18 protein-coding genes and 3 rRNA genes (1 of these 21 only partly in view) are annotated in these 19,774 nt (G+C 40.2%); 13 read left to right on the top strand and 8 right to left on the bottom strand.

The genetic code is table 11. The features are described from left to right. The 4 genes from AC3KVK_RS04330 to AC3KVK_RS04345 all read left to right on the top strand — a co-directional run. Window positions 1-697 (top strand): 23S ribosomal RNA (locus AC3KVK_RS04330) (it extends 2,187 nt beyond the left edge of the window). Between the two features lie 130 nt (window positions 698-827). Further along, window positions 828-942: ribosomal RNA gene (gene rrf, locus AC3KVK_RS04335) — 5S ribosomal RNA — on the top strand. A 38-nt stretch (window positions 943-980) separates the two neighbouring features. Beyond that, a 5S ribosomal RNA gene (gene rrf / locus AC3KVK_RS04340) occupies window positions 981-1,095 on the top strand. A 1,034-nt stretch (window positions 1,096-2,129) separates the two neighbouring features. Then, the gene (locus AC3KVK_RS04345; protein ID WP_490313233.1) at window positions 2,130-3,098 is read left to right on the top strand and encodes a dihydrodipicolinate synthase family protein; all 969 of its coding nucleotides are present in this window, start codon (window positions 2,130-2,132) and stop codon (window positions 3,096-3,098) included. 371 nt (window positions 3,099-3,469) lie between these two features. Here the strand turns inward: AC3KVK_RS04345 and AC3KVK_RS04350 are convergent, their stop codons facing one another. Then, window positions 3,470-4,726 carry an NAD(P)/FAD-dependent oxidoreductase gene (locus tag AC3KVK_RS04350; protein ID WP_490313178.1) on the bottom strand — a complete coding sequence of 419 codons (1,257 nt, stop codon included), beginning with the start codon at window positions 4,724-4,726 and terminating at the stop codon, window positions 3,470-3,472. A 392-nt stretch (window positions 4,727-5,118) separates the two neighbouring features. Between AC3KVK_RS04350 and AC3KVK_RS04355 the strand changes: the two genes are divergently transcribed. The 3 genes from AC3KVK_RS04355 (at window position 5,119) to AC3KVK_RS04365 (ending at window position 8,402) form a co-directional block, all read left to right on the top strand. Next, window positions 5,119-6,120 carry a 4-hydroxyproline epimerase gene (locus AC3KVK_RS04355; RefSeq protein WP_490313179.1) on the top strand — a complete coding sequence of 334 codons (1,002 nt, stop codon included), beginning with the start codon at window positions 5,119-5,121 and terminating at the stop codon, window positions 6,118-6,120. Window positions 6,121-6,129: 9 nt separating this feature from the next. Further along, entirely contained in the window at window positions 6,130-7,608 is a 1,479-nt protein-coding gene (locus AC3KVK_RS04360; protein WP_490313180.1) for an aldehyde dehydrogenase (NADP(+)), read from the top strand. Window positions 7,609-7,745: 137 nt separating this feature from the next. Then, window positions 7,746-8,402 (top strand): GntR family transcriptional regulator, encoded by a 657-nt coding sequence (locus AC3KVK_RS04365; RefSeq protein ID WP_490313181.1) that lies wholly within the window; start codon window positions 7,746-7,748, stop codon window positions 8,400-8,402. Window positions 8,403-8,452: 50 nt separating this feature from the next. Here the strand turns inward: AC3KVK_RS04365 and AC3KVK_RS04370 are convergent, their stop codons facing one another. From AC3KVK_RS04370 to AC3KVK_RS04395, 6 genes are all read right to left on the bottom strand, one after another. Further along, the gene (locus AC3KVK_RS04370; RefSeq protein WP_490313182.1) at window positions 8,453-8,842 is read right to left on the bottom strand and encodes a hypothetical protein; all 390 of its coding nucleotides are present in this window, start codon (window positions 8,840-8,842) and stop codon (window positions 8,453-8,455) included. 145 nt (window positions 8,843-8,987) lie between these two features. After that, window positions 8,988-9,383 carry a rhodanese-like domain-containing protein gene (locus tag AC3KVK_RS04375; protein WP_490313183.1) on the bottom strand — a complete coding sequence of 132 codons (396 nt, stop codon included), beginning with the start codon at window positions 9,381-9,383 and terminating at the stop codon, window positions 8,988-8,990. A gap of 62 nt (window positions 9,384-9,445) precedes the next feature. After that, window positions 9,446-10,552: an energy transducer TonB gene (locus AC3KVK_RS04380; protein ID WP_490313184.1), complete on the bottom strand. Its 1,107-nt coding sequence runs from the start codon at window positions 10,550-10,552 to the stop codon at window positions 9,446-9,448. Between the two features lie 55 nt (window positions 10,553-10,607). Beyond that, window positions 10,608-11,195: a hypothetical protein gene (locus AC3KVK_RS04385; protein WP_490313185.1), complete on the bottom strand. Its 588-nt coding sequence runs from the start codon at window positions 11,193-11,195 to the stop codon at window positions 10,608-10,610. Then, window positions 11,185-11,691 carry an RNA polymerase sigma factor gene (locus tag AC3KVK_RS04390; protein WP_490313186.1) on the bottom strand — a complete coding sequence of 169 codons (507 nt, stop codon included), beginning with the start codon at window positions 11,689-11,691 and terminating at the stop codon, window positions 11,185-11,187. The genes AC3KVK_RS04385 and AC3KVK_RS04390 overlap by 11 nt, the downstream gene beginning before the upstream one ends. A 120-nt stretch (window positions 11,692-11,811) precedes the next feature. Continuing rightward, complete coding sequence (locus tag AC3KVK_RS04395; protein ID WP_490313187.1) at window positions 11,812-12,447, bottom strand: TonB family protein; 636 nt, start codon at window positions 12,445-12,447, stop codon at window positions 11,812-11,814. A 239-nt stretch (window positions 12,448-12,686) separates the two neighbouring features. Between AC3KVK_RS04395 and AC3KVK_RS04400 the strand changes: the two genes are divergently transcribed. From AC3KVK_RS04400 to csrA, 6 genes are all read left to right on the top strand, one after another. Then, complete coding sequence (locus tag AC3KVK_RS04400; RefSeq protein ID WP_490313188.1) at window positions 12,687-13,298, top strand: GTP cyclohydrolase II; 612 nt, start codon at window positions 12,687-12,689, stop codon at window positions 13,296-13,298. Window positions 13,299-13,399: 101 nt separating this feature from the next. Beyond that, window positions 13,400-14,179, top strand: a complete 780-nt coding sequence (locus tag AC3KVK_RS04405) for a BPSS1780 family membrane protein (RefSeq protein ID WP_490313189.1) — start codon at window positions 13,400-13,402, stop codon at window positions 14,177-14,179. Then, window positions 14,179-14,643 (top strand): regulatory protein RecX, encoded by a 465-nt coding sequence (locus tag AC3KVK_RS04410; RefSeq protein ID WP_490313190.1) that lies wholly within the window; start codon window positions 14,179-14,181, stop codon window positions 14,641-14,643. Before AC3KVK_RS04405 ends, AC3KVK_RS04410 begins: the two co-directional genes overlap by 1 nt. Before the next feature lie 10 nt (window positions 14,644-14,653). Next, complete coding sequence (gene alaS / locus AC3KVK_RS04415; RefSeq protein WP_490313234.1) at window positions 14,654-17,254, top strand: alanine--tRNA ligase; 2,601 nt, start codon at window positions 14,654-14,656, stop codon at window positions 17,252-17,254. 6 nt (window positions 17,255-17,260) lie between these two features. Next, on the top strand, window positions 17,261-18,475 hold the full coding sequence (locus AC3KVK_RS04420; RefSeq protein WP_490313191.1) for an aspartate kinase: 1,215 nt from the start codon (window positions 17,261-17,263) through the stop codon (window positions 18,473-18,475). Between the two features lie 95 nt (window positions 18,476-18,570). Continuing rightward, complete coding sequence (gene csrA, locus AC3KVK_RS04425) at window positions 18,571-18,759, top strand: carbon storage regulator CsrA (RefSeq protein WP_086743955.1); 189 nt, start codon at window positions 18,571-18,573, stop codon at window positions 18,757-18,759. Window positions 18,760-18,811: 52 nt separating this feature from the next. On the opposite strand, the gene AC3KVK_RS04430 is transcribed toward csrA, so the two are convergent. Beyond that, on the bottom strand, window positions 18,812-19,639 hold the full coding sequence (locus AC3KVK_RS04430) for a mechanosensitive ion channel family protein (RefSeq protein WP_490313192.1): 828 nt from the start codon (window positions 19,637-19,639) through the stop codon (window positions 18,812-18,814). Between the last annotated feature and the right edge of the window lie 135 nt (window positions 19,640-19,774).

Below are 19,774 nucleotides of genomic sequence, written 5' to 3' on the forward strand. Positions count from 1 at the left end.
CCTAATCGGGGTTGCGGACAGTGCCTGGTGGGTAGTTTGACTGGGGCGGTCTCCTCCCAAAGAGTAACGGAGGAGCACGAAGGTTTGCTAAGTACGGTCGGACATCGTACGGTTAGTGTAATGGTAGAAGCAAGCTTAACTGCGAGACGGACAAGTCGAGCAGGTACGAAAGTAGGTCATAGTGATCCGGTGGTTCTGAATGGAAGGGCCATCGCTCAACGGATAAAAGGTACTCCGGGGATAACAGGCTGATACCGCCCAAGAGTTCATATCGACGGCGGTGTTTGGCACCTCGATGTCGGCTCATCACATCCTGGGGCTGAAGTCGGTCCCAAGGGTATGGCTGTTCGCCATTTAAAGTGGTACGCGAGCTGGGTTTAGAACGTCGTGAGACAGTTCGGTCCCTATCTGCCGTGGGCGTTTGAGAATTGAGAGGGGCTGCTCCTAGTACGAGAGGACCGGAGTGGACGAACCGCTGGTGTTCGGGTTGTCATGCCAATGGCACTGCCCGGTAGCTACGTTCGGAATCGATAAGCGCTGAAAGCATCTAAGCGCGAAGCGAGCCTCGAGATGAGTTCTCACTTGGAGTTTAACTCCACTAAAGGGCCGTTGGAGACTACAACGTTGATAGGTAGGATGTGGAAGCGCTGCGAGGCGTTAAGCTAACCTATACTAATTACCCGTGAGGCTTAACCATACAACGCCAAAGTGGTTTGTATGAAGCACTGATAAATAAGCAAGAAGTTAGATAGACTGAAGTAGACAATTTTAAAATCAGCCTTCCGAATTTAGTTTTACGGCGAAAGCGGTAAAGCGGCAAAATTTTGCTTGGTGACAATAGCGTTTTGGACCCACCTGATCCCATTCCGAACTCAGTAGTGAAACGAAACAGCGCCGATGGTAGTGTGGGATTACCCATGTGAGAGTAGGACATCGCCAGGCTAATTTATTAATAATAAAAACAATATTTAACAGATTTTCTTGGTAACTATAGCGTTTTGGACCCACCTGATCCCATTCCGAACTCAGTAGTGAAACGAAACAGCGCCGATGGTAGTGTGGGATTACCCATGTGAGAGTAGGACATTGCCAGGACCTTATTATATGAGCCTCAACATTAGTTGAGGCTTTTTTCGTTTCTTCGATTTGAAATAAACTTTTTCATCAAAGATGGTTGATTTTTAATATAAAGATCATACCTTAGCCCATCATAATACAGCTTATGGATGACTAAAAATAAAAGTGGAGATTGCCATCTCTGAACGTCCGTTTAATACTTGTTAAACGTTCTGGATTCATACACCAATCTAACAGCAATATCTGCTGGCTATACCATGATAGATAAATCTAAACCTTAAAATGACTATGAACAAAACTTTCTAATCCACCATTTTCTGCGTATAGGTACGCAATAAATCATTCAACTATCGTACATGTATTCTTTTGATAATTATCCATTCTCAGAATATAAAAATTTCTTTAGTTACAAAAAGCTAACGAGTGCGCGGATAACCTAGTCTTGGCTTTTTTGTTGCTTAAACGTCAAGCGTAGAATTAGAATTAATCAATCCCTAGATTCTTGATAGCAGCTTCAATGGCAAGCTTTGCTGTTTAATAGGAATTTTCTACATCAGATTTAATTTTATTAATCACATGTATTTATAGGTTCAATTATTTTACTGAGCGTGTTCATGTGTTAGCTAAGTTACAGCAGTTTAGAGCTAGGCAGAGAGTTAAATAACGATGTGTTGTGGGGCTAAAGCTTGAAGTTGTCTCGCCATATTTGCCACGTATTTGTAGTTTAGCCAATATCTCTTCTCTGACTCATTTGGACATAAGCCAGTATTGTATCTATGTGGCGTAGTCTGATTGTAATAACCAATGAAGTAATTGATTATTGCTTTTTAGTTCTGGTAAAACTCTTAAAACCTGTCGTTGGTATCTATTCTGTCTATAAACGTCTAAAGAAGTGCTCCGATGTTAGTAAAAAGATAAAATTTTACATGTAAAATAGTCTGTCCGATAATTTAATCTCTTTTCAGTCATCACTTATTAAGTCTCTTTCTTTGCCAAATATACTTTAGATGATATAATGTATGCAATTTGGTGTTTTACTAATAGGTAATATGATGGAAACAAGTAATACAGATTGGCGCTACACAGTGATGCCGGCCGTTTTTACATGGCTAAAAGAGTCGGTATCCGGCTTTGTTGAAATTGATCTTGATGCGACAAAAAAATATGCGACAGATATTTTAAGAGTTCAAGGAAAAGGCGGAACCAGAATGGGCGGCCTTGTTGGATCTGGTACTCTAGGTGAGAATAGCTACCTAAGCCCCGATCAGCGCCTCTCCTTACTTCAGGCACTTTCTGAGGTTGCTAAAGAATTTAATGTCCCGTTGATCAGTGGCGCTGCAGCTGAAACAAAAGAAGAGCTTGCAACCATAGTCAAAGAGCTGGCAGCGGTTGGTGTAGATACCGTTATGGTAATGCCACCTAAAACTGTTGAAGCGCCTTCTGATGAAGAAATGTATGCGTACTATGCGCTTTCAGCAACAGCTGCAAAAGAAGCTGGGGTGACAATTATGCCTTACAACAATCCTGATGCTGCCGGTTATCACGCTCTTTCTACAGATCTTCTTAGAAAGCTTGCTGCCTTACCTGAAGTTACTGCACTTAAAATATCGACTTCAGATGTTTCAACTATTGAAACGTTAATGTTAGAAAATAAAGATTTGAAAATTTTGGCTGGTGTTGACACGGTTACTGTCCATGCTGGGCTTGCAGGTGCATGCGGTGGGATCACAGGTGTAGGCTGTATATTCCCTAAAGCGAGTATTTCTATGCAGGAGTATGTTAATAAAGGTGAATGGGCTGAAGCAAATAAAATTTCTCAAGCGATGAATTCAATCTCTTATCTTGATGCTCAGCCTTTGTTGATGGAGTATCTTAAATTTGCTTTTGGAGTTCACCATAATGATATTGATGGCGGGCTTCGTACTTTTGGTAATAAATTAACTCAACAGCAAATCGACGATGTTCACGCTCGGTATAATTTGGCAAAAGAAAGACTTTCATTATTGGATTTAATAGACTGATTTTAAGTTTCTTACAAAGACAAAGCTCCTATTTAAGGGGCTTTTTTTGTCGGTGTTTGGCTATCCTTTTTTAGAGCTAAACTGTAAGTGAACCATGTTAATCTCCGGTTGGCCGTGTACTTTTAAGGTGATGGTCTCTGAGTTGAGTAGAATAAGTTGGTCGGATGTGATTATAGAAATCCACGTTGACCCCTGTTTGATGCTTTAAGTTGAAAATGGATAAAAATTAAGAAATCCCTACCAATTACTTAGCAGAGATTTGTGAAGAAAAGACAGATGGATACCTCGTTGGTTTGCTTAACATCAGAATGCGTACAAGTCTTATTACTACACTAACTGAACGCAAAAATTTAATGAGATTCAGATGGTTATCAAAATCTGTCAATTTTAAAAGGCGATAGTGAGATTGTAGGGGCTTTTTGCAAAATACAGTCTGTTATCAGCTCTGCACTGGTTGCTGCTAAAGTTAAACCTAAGTGCTGATGACCAAATGAAAAGAAGATATTATCATGTTTAGGTGACTTACCTATCACTGGTTTTGAGTCGGGTAAACTAGGTCTAAACCCCATCCATCTATATTCACCTTGTTGATGTTGTTTTATGTTTGGCCAAATAGCGCGTCCTGATGGCTCTAATGCATCAGCGCGTTTATGATTCACAGGACTGTCTAACCCAGCAAATTCGACAGTACCAGCTAACCTTAGACCATCTCGCATCGGTGTCATGATGAATTTTCGCTCAAACGATACAATTGGGCGAGTTGGTTGGAGTTGCGCATCAACCATATAATGGTAACCCCGCTCTGTATCTAGTGGCACCTCAAAACCCAATTGTTTACACAGTACTTTGCTGTGCGCGCCAGTGGCGATTAAAACTTTGTCAGCTTGATAGCTTTGCTTACTACTAGATAAAATCTCTACTTTATTATCATTTGATTTAACCTCTTCAACTGCTGTTTTGATATACAGTACACCTATCTCTTGTGCTTTTTTAAAAAGCTCTTTTGTTAGGCTGGCAGGGCAACAAGTATGAGCAACATCAGTGAAAAATAACGCCCAATTTATGTTTGGTGAAATACCCGGCTCAAGTTCATTCAGTTGCTGCTTATTTAACAATTCTACAGTGATACCTTCTGCTTGATATTCTTGCTTAAGTCTTAATGCAGTTTGATTTGTTTCTGACTCAAACGTAAGCAAGCTGCCTTTTTTGTGAAAAAAACTGTCTAGTTGAGTTTCAGTGATCAAATTTTGCCAAGATTCAATAGCCACTTTGTTGAGTGCTTTTAACGCATCTTTATTTTCAGTAAACAATCTTGATCTCATATTATTCATAAACTTTAGAAACCAAGGTATCGCTTTATGAAAGTAACTAGGTGCAATGCTAAAAGGGCCTAATGGGTCCATAAGCATCTTAGGAACTTGAAGTAAAAGAGATTTTTGAGCTAAAGGGAACACTTGCTCTGAAGCAAAGTGGCCTGCGTTTCCTTTTGAGCAGCCTTCAGCTACCCCTTCCTTATCAAACAAGGTCACTTGGAATCCCGCTTGTTGTAAGCGGTAAGCTGCTGTTACACCAATAATACCAGCGCCTATAACGGCAACTGTTTCTGAGTTTGAATTCTCACTTTTCATAATAATTAGCAAATAAAGGTTGTTATTGCATACAATATACATTACTTTGTGTTGTATACAATCTATTATTATTAAATGTTTGATATGTAAATGCAATGAAATGAAATTTAATTAGGTAGGTGCTTAGCTTCAGTATTTATTTAATAAACATCTCTCAGTCGATTTTCTGAGAATGAACGGATGTGGTCTTTAATTGTTAACGAAAAACTTAGTAATTAAGGTATTTGAATAAATAGGATCGATTTTTAGAGGCTTTGGCAGTAGAACCCAGTGTACGAGTCATCCATTAATAACCATGCCCAGCTTAGTAAACAAAGCTGGTATTTTAGTTTGATTAAGTAAGCTAGTCATTTGTTTACTTAATCAAATTTTGTTCGATAAAAGGTAATAATATGAACAAAGGCACATTTTTTTGTATTGACGCTCACACTTGCGGAAACCCAGTTAGGTTAGTGACTTCAGGTCACCCTAATTTAGAGGGCAAGACTATGAGTGAAAAGCGAAGTCATTTCTTAAAGGAATATGATTGGATCCGTCAAGGTTTAATGTTTGAACCTCGTGGGCACGATATGATGTCAGGTGCTTTTTTATATCCACCTTGTTCTGATGATGCGGATGCTTCAATTTTATTTATTGAAACGTCGGGTTGTTTACCTATGTGTGGCCACGGGACAATTGGCACAGTTACTGCCGGTTTAGAAGGGGGGTTATTACAAAGTAAAGTCCCAGGAAAACTTAAAATAGATGTGCCTGCTGGGCAAATAAATGTTGAATACCAGATGACGGGCCAAAAAGTTGATTGGGTTAAAATCTATAATATCGCATCGTATTTAGCGCATAGAGACATTGAAATTGAAGTCCCTGAGCTTGGAAAAATTAAACTCGATATCGCTTATGGTGGAAATTTTTATGCGATTGTTGAACCGCAAGACAATTATCCAGGTCTTGAAAATTTCACTCCAGATCAAATATTAAAATATAGTCCTTTGATTAGAAAAATCGCAGGGAAAGCGGTGGAGTGTATCCATCCTGAAGATCCAAGCGTGAATGGTTTATCTCATGTTTTATGGACCGGAAAACCTCAAAAATCTGATTCTTCAGCCGCTAATGCGGTTTTTTATGGTGATAAAGCTATTGATCGCTCTCCTTGTGGGACAGGCACATCAGCAAGAATGGCGCAATTATTTACAAAAGGTTTATTAGAGCAAGGGCAAGACTTTGTGCACGAAAGCATTATCGGCAGTCAATTTGTAGGTAGAGTTGAGAGTGTTACAGAGGTACAAGGGATTACGGCAATTATGCCATCAATTCAAGGATGGGCACGAGTAACGGGTAATAATCAAATCATAATTGATGATGATGATCCGTATGCCTTTGGTTTTCAATTAGTTTAGGAGATAAATATGTTATCTGGTTTATGTTTTATTGGTGGTCAATGGCAAGCTGATACACAAGTGATGTTTAATGCAATTAATGCTGCTGAACATACAAAATTGGCGCCCGACTTTATTAACTGTAGTGCCAATCAATTAGAGCAAGCTTGTCTATTAGCAGAACAGGCTTTCGTTGTTTATCGCAAAAAGACGGCGCAGCAGCGAGCTAATTTTTTGAATGAAATAGCAGAGCAATTAGTCAAAGCTGAGCCTTTACTAATTGAGCGCACCCCTCTTGAAACCGGTTTACCTAAAGGCCGTATTCAAGGTGAGTTGGGCCGAACAGTCAATCAGCTTAGATTGTTTGCAAATAATATTATTAAAGGTACAGCTATCATTGCGCATGATGTTGCTATGCCTGAGCGCACGCCAATGCCTCGTTCTGATATGAAGCTATCACAGTTGCCTTTAGGTCCCGTTGCTGTATTTGGCGCCAGTAATTTTCCTTTGGCATTTAGCACCGCTGGCGGCGATACCGCGTCAGCTTTAGCTGCTGGCTGCCCTGTTATATTCAAGTCTCACTCAGCTCATCCAGGCACATGTGAAATAGTTGCAAAAGCAATTGAGGTGGCAATAAATAAGTGCGATATGCCGAGCGGTGTGTTTTCATTGATTCACAGCAAAGCTTATGAAATTAGTCACTCACTTGTAAAGCATCCTAAAATTAAAGCGGTTGGGTTTACTGGATCTTATAGCGTTGGTATGGCGTTGCTTGAAAGTATTAAAACCCGTAAGGAAGCGATCCCATTTTACGGAGAGTTAGGGTCAATTAACCCCCAAGTAATTTTACCTGGGGTGATTGCACAAAACCCCCAGAAAATTGCACAAGAGTTTGTGGCGTCAATGACCATGGGGGCAGGCCAATTTTGTACGAATCCTGGGTTCTGGCTAGTGAGTGAAGCTGAAGCAGTTGCATTCAAACATGAATTAGTATCATTAATAGAACAAAGTACCGCGCAAACAATGCTTACCCCAAGCATTCTTAATGCGTATTTACAGGGATGTGAGCGGTTAGCACAACATTCTGAAGTCGTCGCTCAAGGGCAGTCTGAAGATAAAAAAGCATCGACAGTTTTATTCTCAGCGACTGCAGAGGCGTTTTTAGCCAATACGGAGCTACATGATGAAGTCTTTGGTCCAGCATCATTGATGGTGACGTATAAAGATTTATCTCAAGTGGCCAAAATTGTTGAACAATTAGAAGGGCAATTAACTGCTTCGGTCCATGGAGAGACGCACGTAATTGCTGAGAATCAGGCACTAGTCGAGTCGCTTTCGTTCAAAGTTGGGCGGTTGATTTTCAATCAAATGCCAACAGGTGTTGAGGTGTGCGATGCGATGATGCATGGTGGACCATTCCCTTGCTCCACCGATGTGCGCAGTACATCAGTGGGTAGTTTTGCAATTGAACGTTTTTTAAGACCGATTTGTTACCAAAACCAAGTGTAAACTTTTACTATTCAATCTAAAGCAGCTGTAATTGGCTGCTTTTTTGTTCGTGATAATAAATCATTCTTTTTGCCTCTGGCCTTTTTTTTTCAACTAGTTAAACTAGGGTGTATTATTTATGACAAAAAAGAATGAATATGGCGCTGACATATAAAACACGTACAGAATTTGTTGTTGACGCAATTAGAGAGAAGATTCTCAAAGGTGAAGTCAAAGCAGGTCAACCGCTTCGCCAAGCTGCTTTAGCTGAAGAACTTGATGTAAGCCGGATCCCTGTCAGAGAAGCATTGCTGCAATTAGAGGCTGAAGGGCTAGTTAAGTTTCAAGCTCACAAAGGGGCCATCGTTACCAAACTTGATGCGTCACATGTTGATGAATTATTTGAACTGCGAGCAATGCTTGAAGCGAATGTACTTGCTTCCTCCATTCCAAATTTAACTGATGCCGATTTTGTTGAAGCTGAAACGATTTTAAAAGAGCTAGATGAAGCATTAACTCATGAAGACAGTGCCAATTTATGGTCAGATCTTAATACTAACTTTCACACTTGTTTGTATAAAGGCAGTCAACGCCCGCAAACACTCGATATTATTAGTATGCTCAATCAAAATGCGAGCCGTTATATACGATTACATTTTTTGCTTGCTGGTGGAATAGAAAAAGCAGGACCAGAACATCGACAGCTCATCGATTTTTGTAAAGCAAAGGATATTCCTAACGCTGTGGCAGTATTAAAAAGCCATATTCTAGGTGCAAAAGAAGAAATAAAAGAGTTACTAAGGAAGCAAGATTAATCTATACGCCCATTAATTATCGTAAATATATATCTATTAATGGGCGGTGCTTATTTCTGTGGGTACTTATTGGAATGCGGGCGGTGATTTGAATAACGGTTATTAACGCGTAAAAATAGTATCCAGTTAGCAATTAACATTAGAATGACAGCTAAAAGCATGACGATCTTCCCATCGACCCACGTCATTACAACAATTGCACCTAAAAATAAAGCAAATGGTTTTAGCTCATACCACCGTATTGCTTTGTCTTCGTCATGCCGAGTCATTTTGGCGTCACTTCTGCGAAAGTGAGATCGCAAGGACCAAACGAGTGCGCCGGCAATAAAGAATAAACAGCCTGAAATAGATGCGAAAAAAGACGGTTGGTAGGTAATTAATCCGTAGCCAACAGCCAAATATATATAGGGTAAACTTTCATACACGGGTTTACTTAACACAATAGAATCCCTCCACGTAAACAGTTTAAGTTTAGTCATAGAGTGCGATTTTCGCGAATAACTGTTAGCGGATTTTGCAATAATTGAGGCTATTCTGATGATAAACCTCATAATAAAAAGATAAATTACTGGGCTAATTGGTGATTTATTCGTGCTTAGTGCTAACTGGCAGGTTTTTTTCTTGCCAACTTAACCAATCACCTTCTAAGTGATAAACTTTTTTTAATCCTAGCTCCATCATAACTTTTTCAGCAATGGCAGCTCTTCTTCCTGAGCGACAGTACACCACCACCTGCTGCTCTTTTAATGGAACTAATACGTTAATGTAATCTTGAATCTGATCGTATGGGATATTAATTGCGCCAGGAATATGGCCATCATTAAACTCTTCAGCTGAGCGAACATCAATAATATTAACCGGTGATTTTTGTTGTGACAGGATTAGTTGCTCTTGGCTGATCGCAGGGGTGCTTGCAGCATTACAAAGCGAAGAAGTAACTAAGATAGACCAGAAGAGAAAGGTGGTGAGGAGTCGTTTCATTTTATAAACCAAAAGAGTGAATACTCAGAGTATAGTACGACACTCTTTGACTGATACAAGTTTTATCCTCGGCTTAATTTAAAGTCCATTTGTACTTGTGTGGTGGCTGTGACTGCTTGACCATTTTCAAATTTAGGTGCATAACGCCAGTTTTTTAATGCTTTTATGCTTTCTTTTACAAAAGCTTCATTTGATTTGTCTAAAACACGAATGTTTTTAACAAATCCAGTTGGAGTAATATCAAACTCAAGCTGTGCGAATCCCTCTTTGCCGCGTTTAACCATTGAGATGGGGTAGTTAGGGTTGGTTCTATGTAATGGGGTTTGTTCCTGTTGATCTTTCCATGGCACCATTTTAGCTATCGCAATACAATGTTTAGTAGCCTGTGCACTTTTGCCTTGATTTTCATACAGATCTATTAAACGCGAATGAGCAGCAAGTTCAAAAGGGTGGTCGAATTCAAGGTGTTTATCAAATACGTCAACCACTTCATTGAAGCGTTTAATCGCTTCATTTTTTTTGCGCATTGATTGTGCAATCATGCCAACGAGATAATTAGATTTAGCACGCTCAAATGAGTTTTCAGGCAAAAGGGCATGGTACAGCTCATCAGCTTGATATGCATATTTTCGCGCAGCTTTGTATTTTTTCATTTGATGATGATTAAATAAGTGCATTGAAGCCTCAAAGTAGCTATCGGCCAGCAATTTTGATTTTTCAGGGAGTAGTTGTAATCCTTGATCAAAGTAACTGTGAGCTTCAGACGCTGATTGCGTTGATTTGGCTAGGCCAAAATAGACATCGACTCGCTCTATTGCATTATTGGGATAATGGTGTGAGTAAATGGATAAAATAGTGTTATACAAAGTCTGCTTTTGATCTATCAATATTTGATCGCTGATCAGGCTTTTTATATCTGGCAAGGACAGCGCATAATTCAACGCGAGGTTTGCCGTATTGAGCGACTGCGGGCCATATATTTGTTGGCCCAATTGGTATGCTTGTTCGGCATATTTTATTTTACTCTGCTGATTGTTATTTTCGTTGGCCTGTAAGTAGTTGTTGTAGGCCAAGTTAAATTGCTCTTCTGTATTGCCATCACTGGCTAATGCGGTGGCAGAGGAAAAAAACAGCACGATAGCGACCATTCGTTGGGCGGTTGAATTCATTTAATTGTCCCTAAAATAAAAGAGCCGTAAATGATAGCGTTAAAGTTGTCGAGTTTTACCCGCAAAAAGCCGTATTCATCGGCCTAATGAGTGCGATGATTTGTCCCTGCGAATTATTTTCAATACGTAATGCTTCCCCAACTTTGATTGACAAATCAATATCCTGTTTGAGATTTAAGTGTTTGATTAAATCTGCTTTTAGCTCAACTAAACGCGTTTTATCACATGACTCGATGTACCAGTTATCATCACGCGCCATTAGCCGACCAACGAGTAGCTCTTTATTCATTAAATTCCTTAAAGCATGATCGCGCGCTGATTGTGCTTGTTGATGGGCATGATTAATGATTTTTGAATACTGCTCATTAGTGTAATCATGGGTCTCTACTTGGTCATATACGGTAGCCTCGTAATACTGGACAAAAGCATTATTTGGAGAGTGTCTTTGATATGCGAAGTGAAACAACACAGCAACTGCTGCGATACCCAGAGCAAATTGGGCTTGTATATAAAATGGGGGACGTTTGCTAGCTGCCAGGAACGATAGTAGCGATTTTTTTTGCTCAGCAGGCATGAATATAGATTTTTTTCTGGCTTGATGAAGCTCTTTGAGTTGTTGTTCAAATGACTCTTTATGCTTCATTTTCGTCTCCTAACTTGTTTTTAAGGTGCTGTTTTGCATAACGTAAGCGGGTTTTTATTGTCTCCTGCGGAGCGGAGGTAATGTCTGCAATCTGTGCTAACGAAAACCCTTCTTGTTGGAGGATAAAGCTTTCTCTTTGCTTAAAAGGAAGCTGCATTAGCGCCTCATTATAGCGCTCAAGCACAGTATTTGTTGTTTCATCATTGGCGTTTAATAATAGGTCAAACTGATCTATTTCTGTGCTCACTAGTCGTGATGATATACGTATTTCATCCCGTAATGTATTTGTAGCGACAGCGAACAACCAGGCTTTTAACGATGCTTGTTCTCGATAAAGGTGTTTCTTTTCTAAGACTTTTAACCAAGTTTTCTGACTCACATCTTCAGCTATTTCTGGGCTGCTTAATGAGACAAGGTAGTGGTATATATCTTGGCCGTAATGGTTAAAAAGCCGGCCCAGATCAGCCTGAGAGCCCGTCTTACAAAAGCGAACCATTATATGCTCCGGGTCAAAGGGTTTGACGAACCAGTTTTTAAAGTTGAGTAATATCAATAAACCACTCCCAAGTTTGATATTTGTTTTTTATAGAGGCGGGCATGACAGCCCGCCTACGTATTAATGGCTTTGATCGATTTTAAAATCAAGCTGAATGTTTAGACCGTGTTGCTCAATCGCGTGTCCATTTTCAACTTTGGCTTTATATTTCCATTTTTTTAAAGCTTTAATAGCTGCGGCATCGAATACTCTTTTTGGCTGTGAATCTAAAACGCTTGGATTTATTACACTGCCAGTTTTTGAAATAGAAAAGCGTAACTTTACCCAACCTTCGAGGCCTTCTCTGGCTGCTTGAGTAGGGTACTTTGGTGCCATCCGTACTATTGGACTTGCTTGATTATCCATTACTGGTGCAAATAACGCACCTTTACTTGGTTGATGGGTGGAGAGTGTCACCGTGGGGATTGGTACAGCATCAGTCTGTGACGTCTCAGAGGTGAGCATGGGTGTGGGAGGGAGTCTATTTATTACAGGCGGTGGAGGTAAGCGTTTTCTTTCGTTTGGTGGCGCAATCTCTTTTTCTTGAGCGAGATCGACTTTAAAGTCAGGAGTACTCGCTGGTATATAATGACCTTGTGGAGCAATTAAATATTGCATAAATGCAAATGCACAAAATGTCATAAATAGTCCCGCCGTTGTGATTAGGGCTATTTTGCTCATTGTTTGAAAATGGGGGGCTGGTAATGTGTAATTCATCTTTATTCTCCTTTGTTACTTAGTAGTTAAACGTCACAGGTTTAAAAAAGGGGTGAAAAAAGAAAAGATTTTTTATTACTGTTTTTTTGCAGTATTTGTGACTTGCTTTATGACTTAATAATCCCCATATATTACAATCATCACATCAAGTATAAATAAAAGCCGCTTAGTATCGCTAGGCGCTAAATCAAGCTTTTGTTATATTATCACAATATCATATATTTTAATTTGGAAGCGTTGTGGCTGAAGTACGAGCAAGAGTCCAGCTGAAAGTGGGTAAAAACAGCACTATTCCTGCTGAAATCCTATCATTTTCTGGCCTTAAAGATGGTGTTGAGCATGTAGCCTTAGTGTTTAACCAAGCAGATAAAAATGAAACGACTCCTCTAATTCGCATGCATTCAGAGTGTTTAACCGGCGATGTTTTCCACTCTTCCCGTTGTGATTGTGGCGAACAGTTGAATGAATGTATTGAAAGAATGCACCAACAAGGAGGAGTTTTATTGTACTTACGCCAAGAGGGGCGAGGTATTGGTTTGTACAATAAAATTGATGCATATGTATTACAATCTCAGGGAATGAATACTTATGAAGCCAATAACCATTTAGGTTTTGATGATGATTTAAGGGACTTTTCTGATGCGGTTTTAATGCTCAAAGCGATGGGGTTAGCAAAGGTCAATTTGATGACAAATAATCCTCGTAAGTTAAAAGCGTTAACGGACGCGGGCATTGCTGTTGAAGGATTAGTTGCGACTCATGCACATTTAAAAGAGGGTAATGAGGCTTATTTGGCAACTAAAGTGAAACATGGCTCACATATGCTGGATTTAAGTAAGACAAAAAAGTAGCATAAGAGCGGATTTATCAAAGTCACCGATCAATTTATTTAAAAGCGCACCTTTAATGGGTGCGTTTTGATTTTATTTATTAACACAAAAAAGATGATTAAATGGCCATTGAGCAACGAGTTTACAAAGCCCAAGCAGGAGCCGCTTGGTATAAAGCCGCTTGGCAAATATTTAAATTGCAGCCTGGTACCTTTATCTTGATGCAAGCTGTAATGGGTAGTCTGGGGCTGATCGCATTGTTTTTTCCTGTTTTGCAAATTGCAGCGGGTCTAGCAACCCCTTTTTTGACCGCAGGCTTTTACCAAGCTATTTTAATGCGGCAACAAGGGAAGAAAATTGCCGTTACAGATATTTTTGCTCCCTTTGGCTTAGCAGGTCGCAGACTTGGATTGTTTCGACTGGGCCTATATCAAATTGGCGCCGGCATGATTTTAATGTTTTTAGCTAGTTGGCTATTTAAAGATGCGATTGCCGTTATGGAGCAATATGCAGGTCAGCCTGATTTGGCTGCACAATATATGGTCGAAAACATCAATGCAGCCAATGTCATTTTGTTTGTTAGCGCTTTATCGTTTTATTTGATGTGTTTTGCGTATGCTGTCCCCTTAGTCTTTTATCAGCCGACCTTGACTTTGCTAAGTGTGTTTAAAGTCAGTTTAAGTGTATTTTGGCATAATATGGCTGCAGTCAGTGTGTTTGGTGGCATATTTAGTGTGTTGATTATAGTTAGCTTACCTTTATCTTTCATACCATTACTGTTGATTATGCCGATTAGTTATATTGCTTTTTTTGTGTCATTCCAAGCTATGTTTATGAGCCAAGTGGTGCCTGATGCTGAGCCCCCCAAAAAAACTGGAAGCACAGGGCGATTTGACGCTTAATGGATGATCAAGAAAAACAAAAATTAAAGAACTACGTACTTTGGTTGTTATCTCGTCAAGAATACTCTCGACGTGATTTAACTTTTAAGCTACAGCAAAAAGGTGCCACAGCTGACTTTATTGACTCTCTTCTAGATTGGTGTGAACATCATTCCTTTATAGATGAGAAACGATATTGCGAAAGCTTTATAAGGCGCCATCTGGCAAAGCTTCATGGATTGAAGCGTATCCAGGCCGAAGCTGCGGGTAAAGGAATTGAACGTTCTTTACTTGAAACCCAGATCGATGAGATGGAAATAGACTGGTATCAACAAGCCCAAGCAGCTTATAATAGGAAGTTTTCTGGAATTACTGGAAACCTTGAATTCAAAGAAAAAGCGAAAATATTTCGTTATTTGAGTTATCGGGGTTTTAATCATGAACAAATTGAATTTGCAATGCACGCAGAGCCGTCAGACGAGTGAGAATAACCGCATGCCGCACATGACTACCGCACAAATCCGCCAAGCTTTTTTGGACTTTTTTTCGTCAAAACAGCACCAAGCTATTACTTCTAGTTCGTTGGTACCGGGGAACGACCCGACGTTATTATTTACCAATGCAGGTATGGTGCAATTTAAAGATGTATTTTTAGGTGCCGATCAGCGTCCATATACACGAGCAACCAGCTCACAGCGTTGTGTTCGTGCAGGCGGAAAGCATAATGACCTTGAAAACGTGGGTTATACGGCTCGTCATCACACGTTTTTTGAAATGCTAGGTAACTTTAGTTTTGGTGATTATTTTAAAGAAGATGCGATTAAGTTTGCGTGGCAATTTTTGACCGAAACATTACAACTTCCTCAAGAAAAATTACTTGTCACTGTTTATCACACTGATGACGAAGCGTTTGATATTTGGAATAAGCAAGTAGGTTTACCAGCTGACCGCATCATTCGTATTGATACAGCTGATAACTTTTGGTCAATGGGTGATACGGGACCATGTGGCCCTTGTTCTGAAATATTTTATGACCATGGTGCGGATATTTGGGGGGGGCCTCCTGGATCGCCGGAAGAAGATGGTGATCGTTTTATTGAGATATGGAATTTAGTTTTCATGCAATATAACCGCCATGCGGATGGCACCATGGAACCATTGCCTAAACAGTCGGTTGATACGGGCATGGGCCTTGAACGTATTTCAGCGATTATGCAAGGAGTGCATTCAAACTATGAAATTGATATTTTCCAAAACCTCATACAAGCAGCCGCTTTGGCAACCAATGCTCAAGATTTATCTGATAAATCGTTACGTGTTATTGCAGACCATATTCGTTCGTGTGCATTTTTAGTTTCTGATGGGGTAATGCCTTCAAATGAAGGTCGTGGTTATGTATTACGTCGAATTATTCGTCGCGCAGTACGCCACGGAAATAAGCTTGGTGCGACTGATAACTTTTTCCATAAGCTCGTGGTGGCCTTAGGTGAGCAAATGGGCGACGCTTACCCTGAACTTCATAAGCAACGCGACATAATCGAGAAAGTATTACGCATAGAAGAAGAACAATTTGGTAAAACTTTAGAGCGCGGTCTTGCGATTTTAGAAGAAAATCTCAAAGACTTAACAGGTGACGTTATCCCTGGTGATGTTGTCTTTAAGTTGTATGATACTTATGGTTTTCCGGCCGATTTAACGGCAGATGTAGCGCGTGAACGCTTTATGACCATTGATGAAGCTGGTTTTCAAGAATGCATGGCAGCACAGCGAAAAATGGCGCAACAAGCCGGTAAATTCGGTACTGATTATAATGAACAATTAAAATCAGATAAACACACTGAATTTAAAGGTTATGAGCATAATCATTTTAGTGGCACTGTAGTTGAGTTGTTTGTTGATGGAGAGTCAACAAATGCATTAGCCGATGGTCAAAAAGGCATTGTTATTTTAGATCGCACGCCTTTTTATGCTGAATCCGGCGGACAAGCGGGTGACAAAGGGCTATTGAAGGTAGCGGGTGGTGAGTTTACCGTTACTAATACCACTAAGTTAGGTAACGCGTTTGCCCATACAGGTGTTATTCAAGGGCGTATTGCAATCAATGACCGTGTCGATGCTCAAATCGATGAGGCCCGTCGTGATGCAATTCGCAAAAACCACACAGCAACACATTTATTACATGAAGCGCTTCGCCAAGTATTGGGGGAGCATGTTAGTCAAAAAGGCTCATTGGTTGAATCTGAGCGTCTTCGTTTTGACTTTTCTCACTTTGAAGGTGTATCCAAAGAGCAAGTGAGTACTATCGAAGCGATGGTGAATACCGAAATTCGCCGTAACCTCGATTTAAACACGCAATTAATGCAGATTGATGAAGCCAAAGAGAAAGGAGCAATGGCTCTATTTGGTGAAAAATATGATGATGAAGTTCGTGTCGTCAGTATTGGTGAATTCTCAATTGAGCTATGCGGTGGCACACATGTAAAACGTTTAGGTGACATAGGCTTATTTAAGATTGTCTCAGAAAGTGGGATTGCTGCGGGTATTCGTCGTATTGAAGCCGTAACTGGCGAAGGTGCAATGGATTACATTAATCATCAAGCTGAAGTACTCAATCAAATTGCAGCCTTAGTGAAAACGGATTCTAATAACGCCCTAGAAAAAGTTTCGGGGTTAGTTGACCGGGCGAAAGGGCTAGAAAAAGAAGTCGCACAATTGAATGATAAGCTCGCGAGCGCAGCGGGTGCGAATTTGCTTGATTCAGCAGTCGATATCAATGGCATCAAAGTGCTGGTTGCTAATGTAGCTGGAACGGAATCAAAAGCATTGCGTGGCATGGTCGATGACTTAAAGGTGAAGTTAGGTTCTGGCATTATCGTACTTGGTGTGGCTGATGACGCTAAAGTGAGCTTGATTGTCGGAGTGACCAAAGACTTGACCTCTCAATTGAAAGCGGGTGAGTTGGTTAACTTTATGGCTCAGCAAGTTGGTGGTAAAGGGGGCGGTCGCCCTGATATGGCACAAGCGGGTGGTTCACAGCCGCAGCACTTGGCAACAGCCTTAGAAAGTGCAACCGCTTGGATCGCTGAGCGCGTTTAATATTCAGTGTCTCTCATTGTCCAAAAGTTTGGCGGCACCTCAGTAGGCTCTATCGAGCGTATTGAGGCTGTCGCTGACCTTGTAGTAAAAACCAAACAGCAAGGGCATCAGATCGTAGTGGTTTTATCGGCTATGTCGGGTGAAACCAATCGCCTAATTAACCTCGCCAAACAAATCGATTCACGACCGAGCAGCCGAGAGCTGGATGTCTTAGTCACCACAGGTGAACAGGTTTCTGTCGCGTTACTTGCCATGGCCATTATCAAACGAGGCCACTCAGCAATTAGCTTACTCGCTGATCAAGCCTTGATCACCACTAATAATTTATTTGGTAAAGCCCGAATTCAACATATTAATAACTCTAGGCTCAACCATGAACTTGAACATGGCCGAATTGTTATTTTAGCTGGCTTTCAAGGGCGTGATATCGAAGGGAATATCACTACGCTAGGACGTGGAGGTACGGATACCACTGCTGTTGAAGTGGCCGGAGCTATTCACGCTGACGAGTGTCAAATTTATACAGATGTGAATGGAGTTTATACTAGCGATCCTCGCATCGAGCCTAATGCTCAGCGGATGGAATCCGTCACGTTTGAAGAAATGCTTGAGCTTGCAAGCCTTGGGGCGAAAGTATTACAAATTCGCTCAGTAGAAGCGGCAGGGCGATATAATATTCCACTGCGAGTGCTGTCAACGTTTGCGCCAGATCAAGGTACATTGATTACTTATGAGGAACCGACTATGACAGACAAAGTAGTCTCTGGAATTGCTCACACTAAAGATGAAGCATTATTAACTATTGAAGGGGTGCCAAACACCCCAACAAATTTAGCCAAAATTTTGCAACTTTTTGCTGAACATGCAATCGAAGTAGATATGATTGCGCAAATAAATCAAAAAGATGCAAAAATCGACTATGCTTTTACTGTGCACCGAAATGATTACGAGCAAGGATTAGAACTACTTGGTCAGAATCAATTAGCTATGGGGGCGCATAAAGTTGTTGGTAATTGCAATGTGGCAAAAATATCCGCTGTGGGTGTAGGAATGAAATCTCATGCTGGAGTGGCAGGCACTTTGTTTCAAGCCCTAGCGGATGAAAATATTTCTGCACTACTTATTTCAACTTCAGAAATAAAAATATCAGTGCTAATTGAAGAAAAGTATCTAGAATTAGGTGTAAGAGCGCTACACAGTGCTTTTTTTGTTGAAAATTAACCAGTTTTAGAGTTTTTACTTACTTTCATGGTAATTATTCATTAAAATAGAAAGACACGGAATCTTTTAATCTTTTGGAACATTAGGAGCAAAGAATGCTAATTCTGACTCGTCGCGTTGGAGAAACCCTCATGATAGGGGACGAAGTTACAGTAACTGTACTAGGTGTAAAAGGTAACCAAGTACGTATTGGTGTTAATGCACCTAAAGATGTCTCAGTACATCGTGAAGAAATTTACATGCGTATCCAAGCTGAAAAATCAAACCCGATGGGCAATGAATAATTTGGTATCGCAAAAAAAGCCGCTTAATTAGCGGCTTTTTTATTGCCCAATTTTACTCACTGTGCTTTAACGTGATTTCTCGTTGCGGGAAAGGGATGGTTATCTTCGCACGTTTAAATGCAGAAAAGATTGCTAAATTGGCAGCCATTTTCGTAGCGATTAACTTATCTGTGGCCACCCAATAACGATAGCCAATGACAATGCTGCTGTCGGCAAATTCGTGAATCCCAATTTGGTTTTCTTGTGCTGAAGAGAGCGAAGGTAATGCTTTTAAGGTCTGCGCGATTAGTGCGATAGCTTGCTCGGGATCTTCGTGATAGGCAATTCCTATTTCTCCTTCGACTAATGAATACGCAAACGAATTATGAATAATTTCCCCAACGATGTGTTTGTTTGGTACGGTGATTTCAACGTGATCTTCGTTTGTTAAAATTGTGACACCTAATTCTATTGCTTTGACTTGGCCAAATACACCGTTAACAAAAATGGTGTCTCCTACAACAAATGGTCGGGTTGCAATAATGGCAAGTCCTGCACCATAGTTGGATAGCATACCTTGTAAAGCAAGACCTGCTCCTAAAGAAGCTGCACCGATGGCAGCGACAAATGGTGTGACACTTATACCTATTTTTCCAAGTGCAATAATTACAAAAGTAATGATTAGCAGAACTTTTACCACGTTACTTATAAAGTTATTTAGCGTGATATCGACATTATTTTTTGCTAACAAATTAAAGACAACTTTGGATAGTTTTTTAGCCGCCCACAGCCCAGCAAGTAAAATAAACAGTGCGGCTACAAGTTGAAAACTATAAGTGACAAGGTATTCGGTTAATAAGTCGTAGACTTTTTCGAGTTGTTTAATTTCATTTTCGATCATAAAAGCTCTGATTTTATAATAAAGCGAAGGTTTCTTTATTTATATCATAGCTTCAGGGTTTTGTTTTATATTGCCAGAATATACACTGCTATTATGACATTGCCAGTGATTTCCTGGTTCCTTCTTCCTCTTACA

Source organism: Pseudoalteromonas sp. J2K-J979, assembly GCF_058169715.2.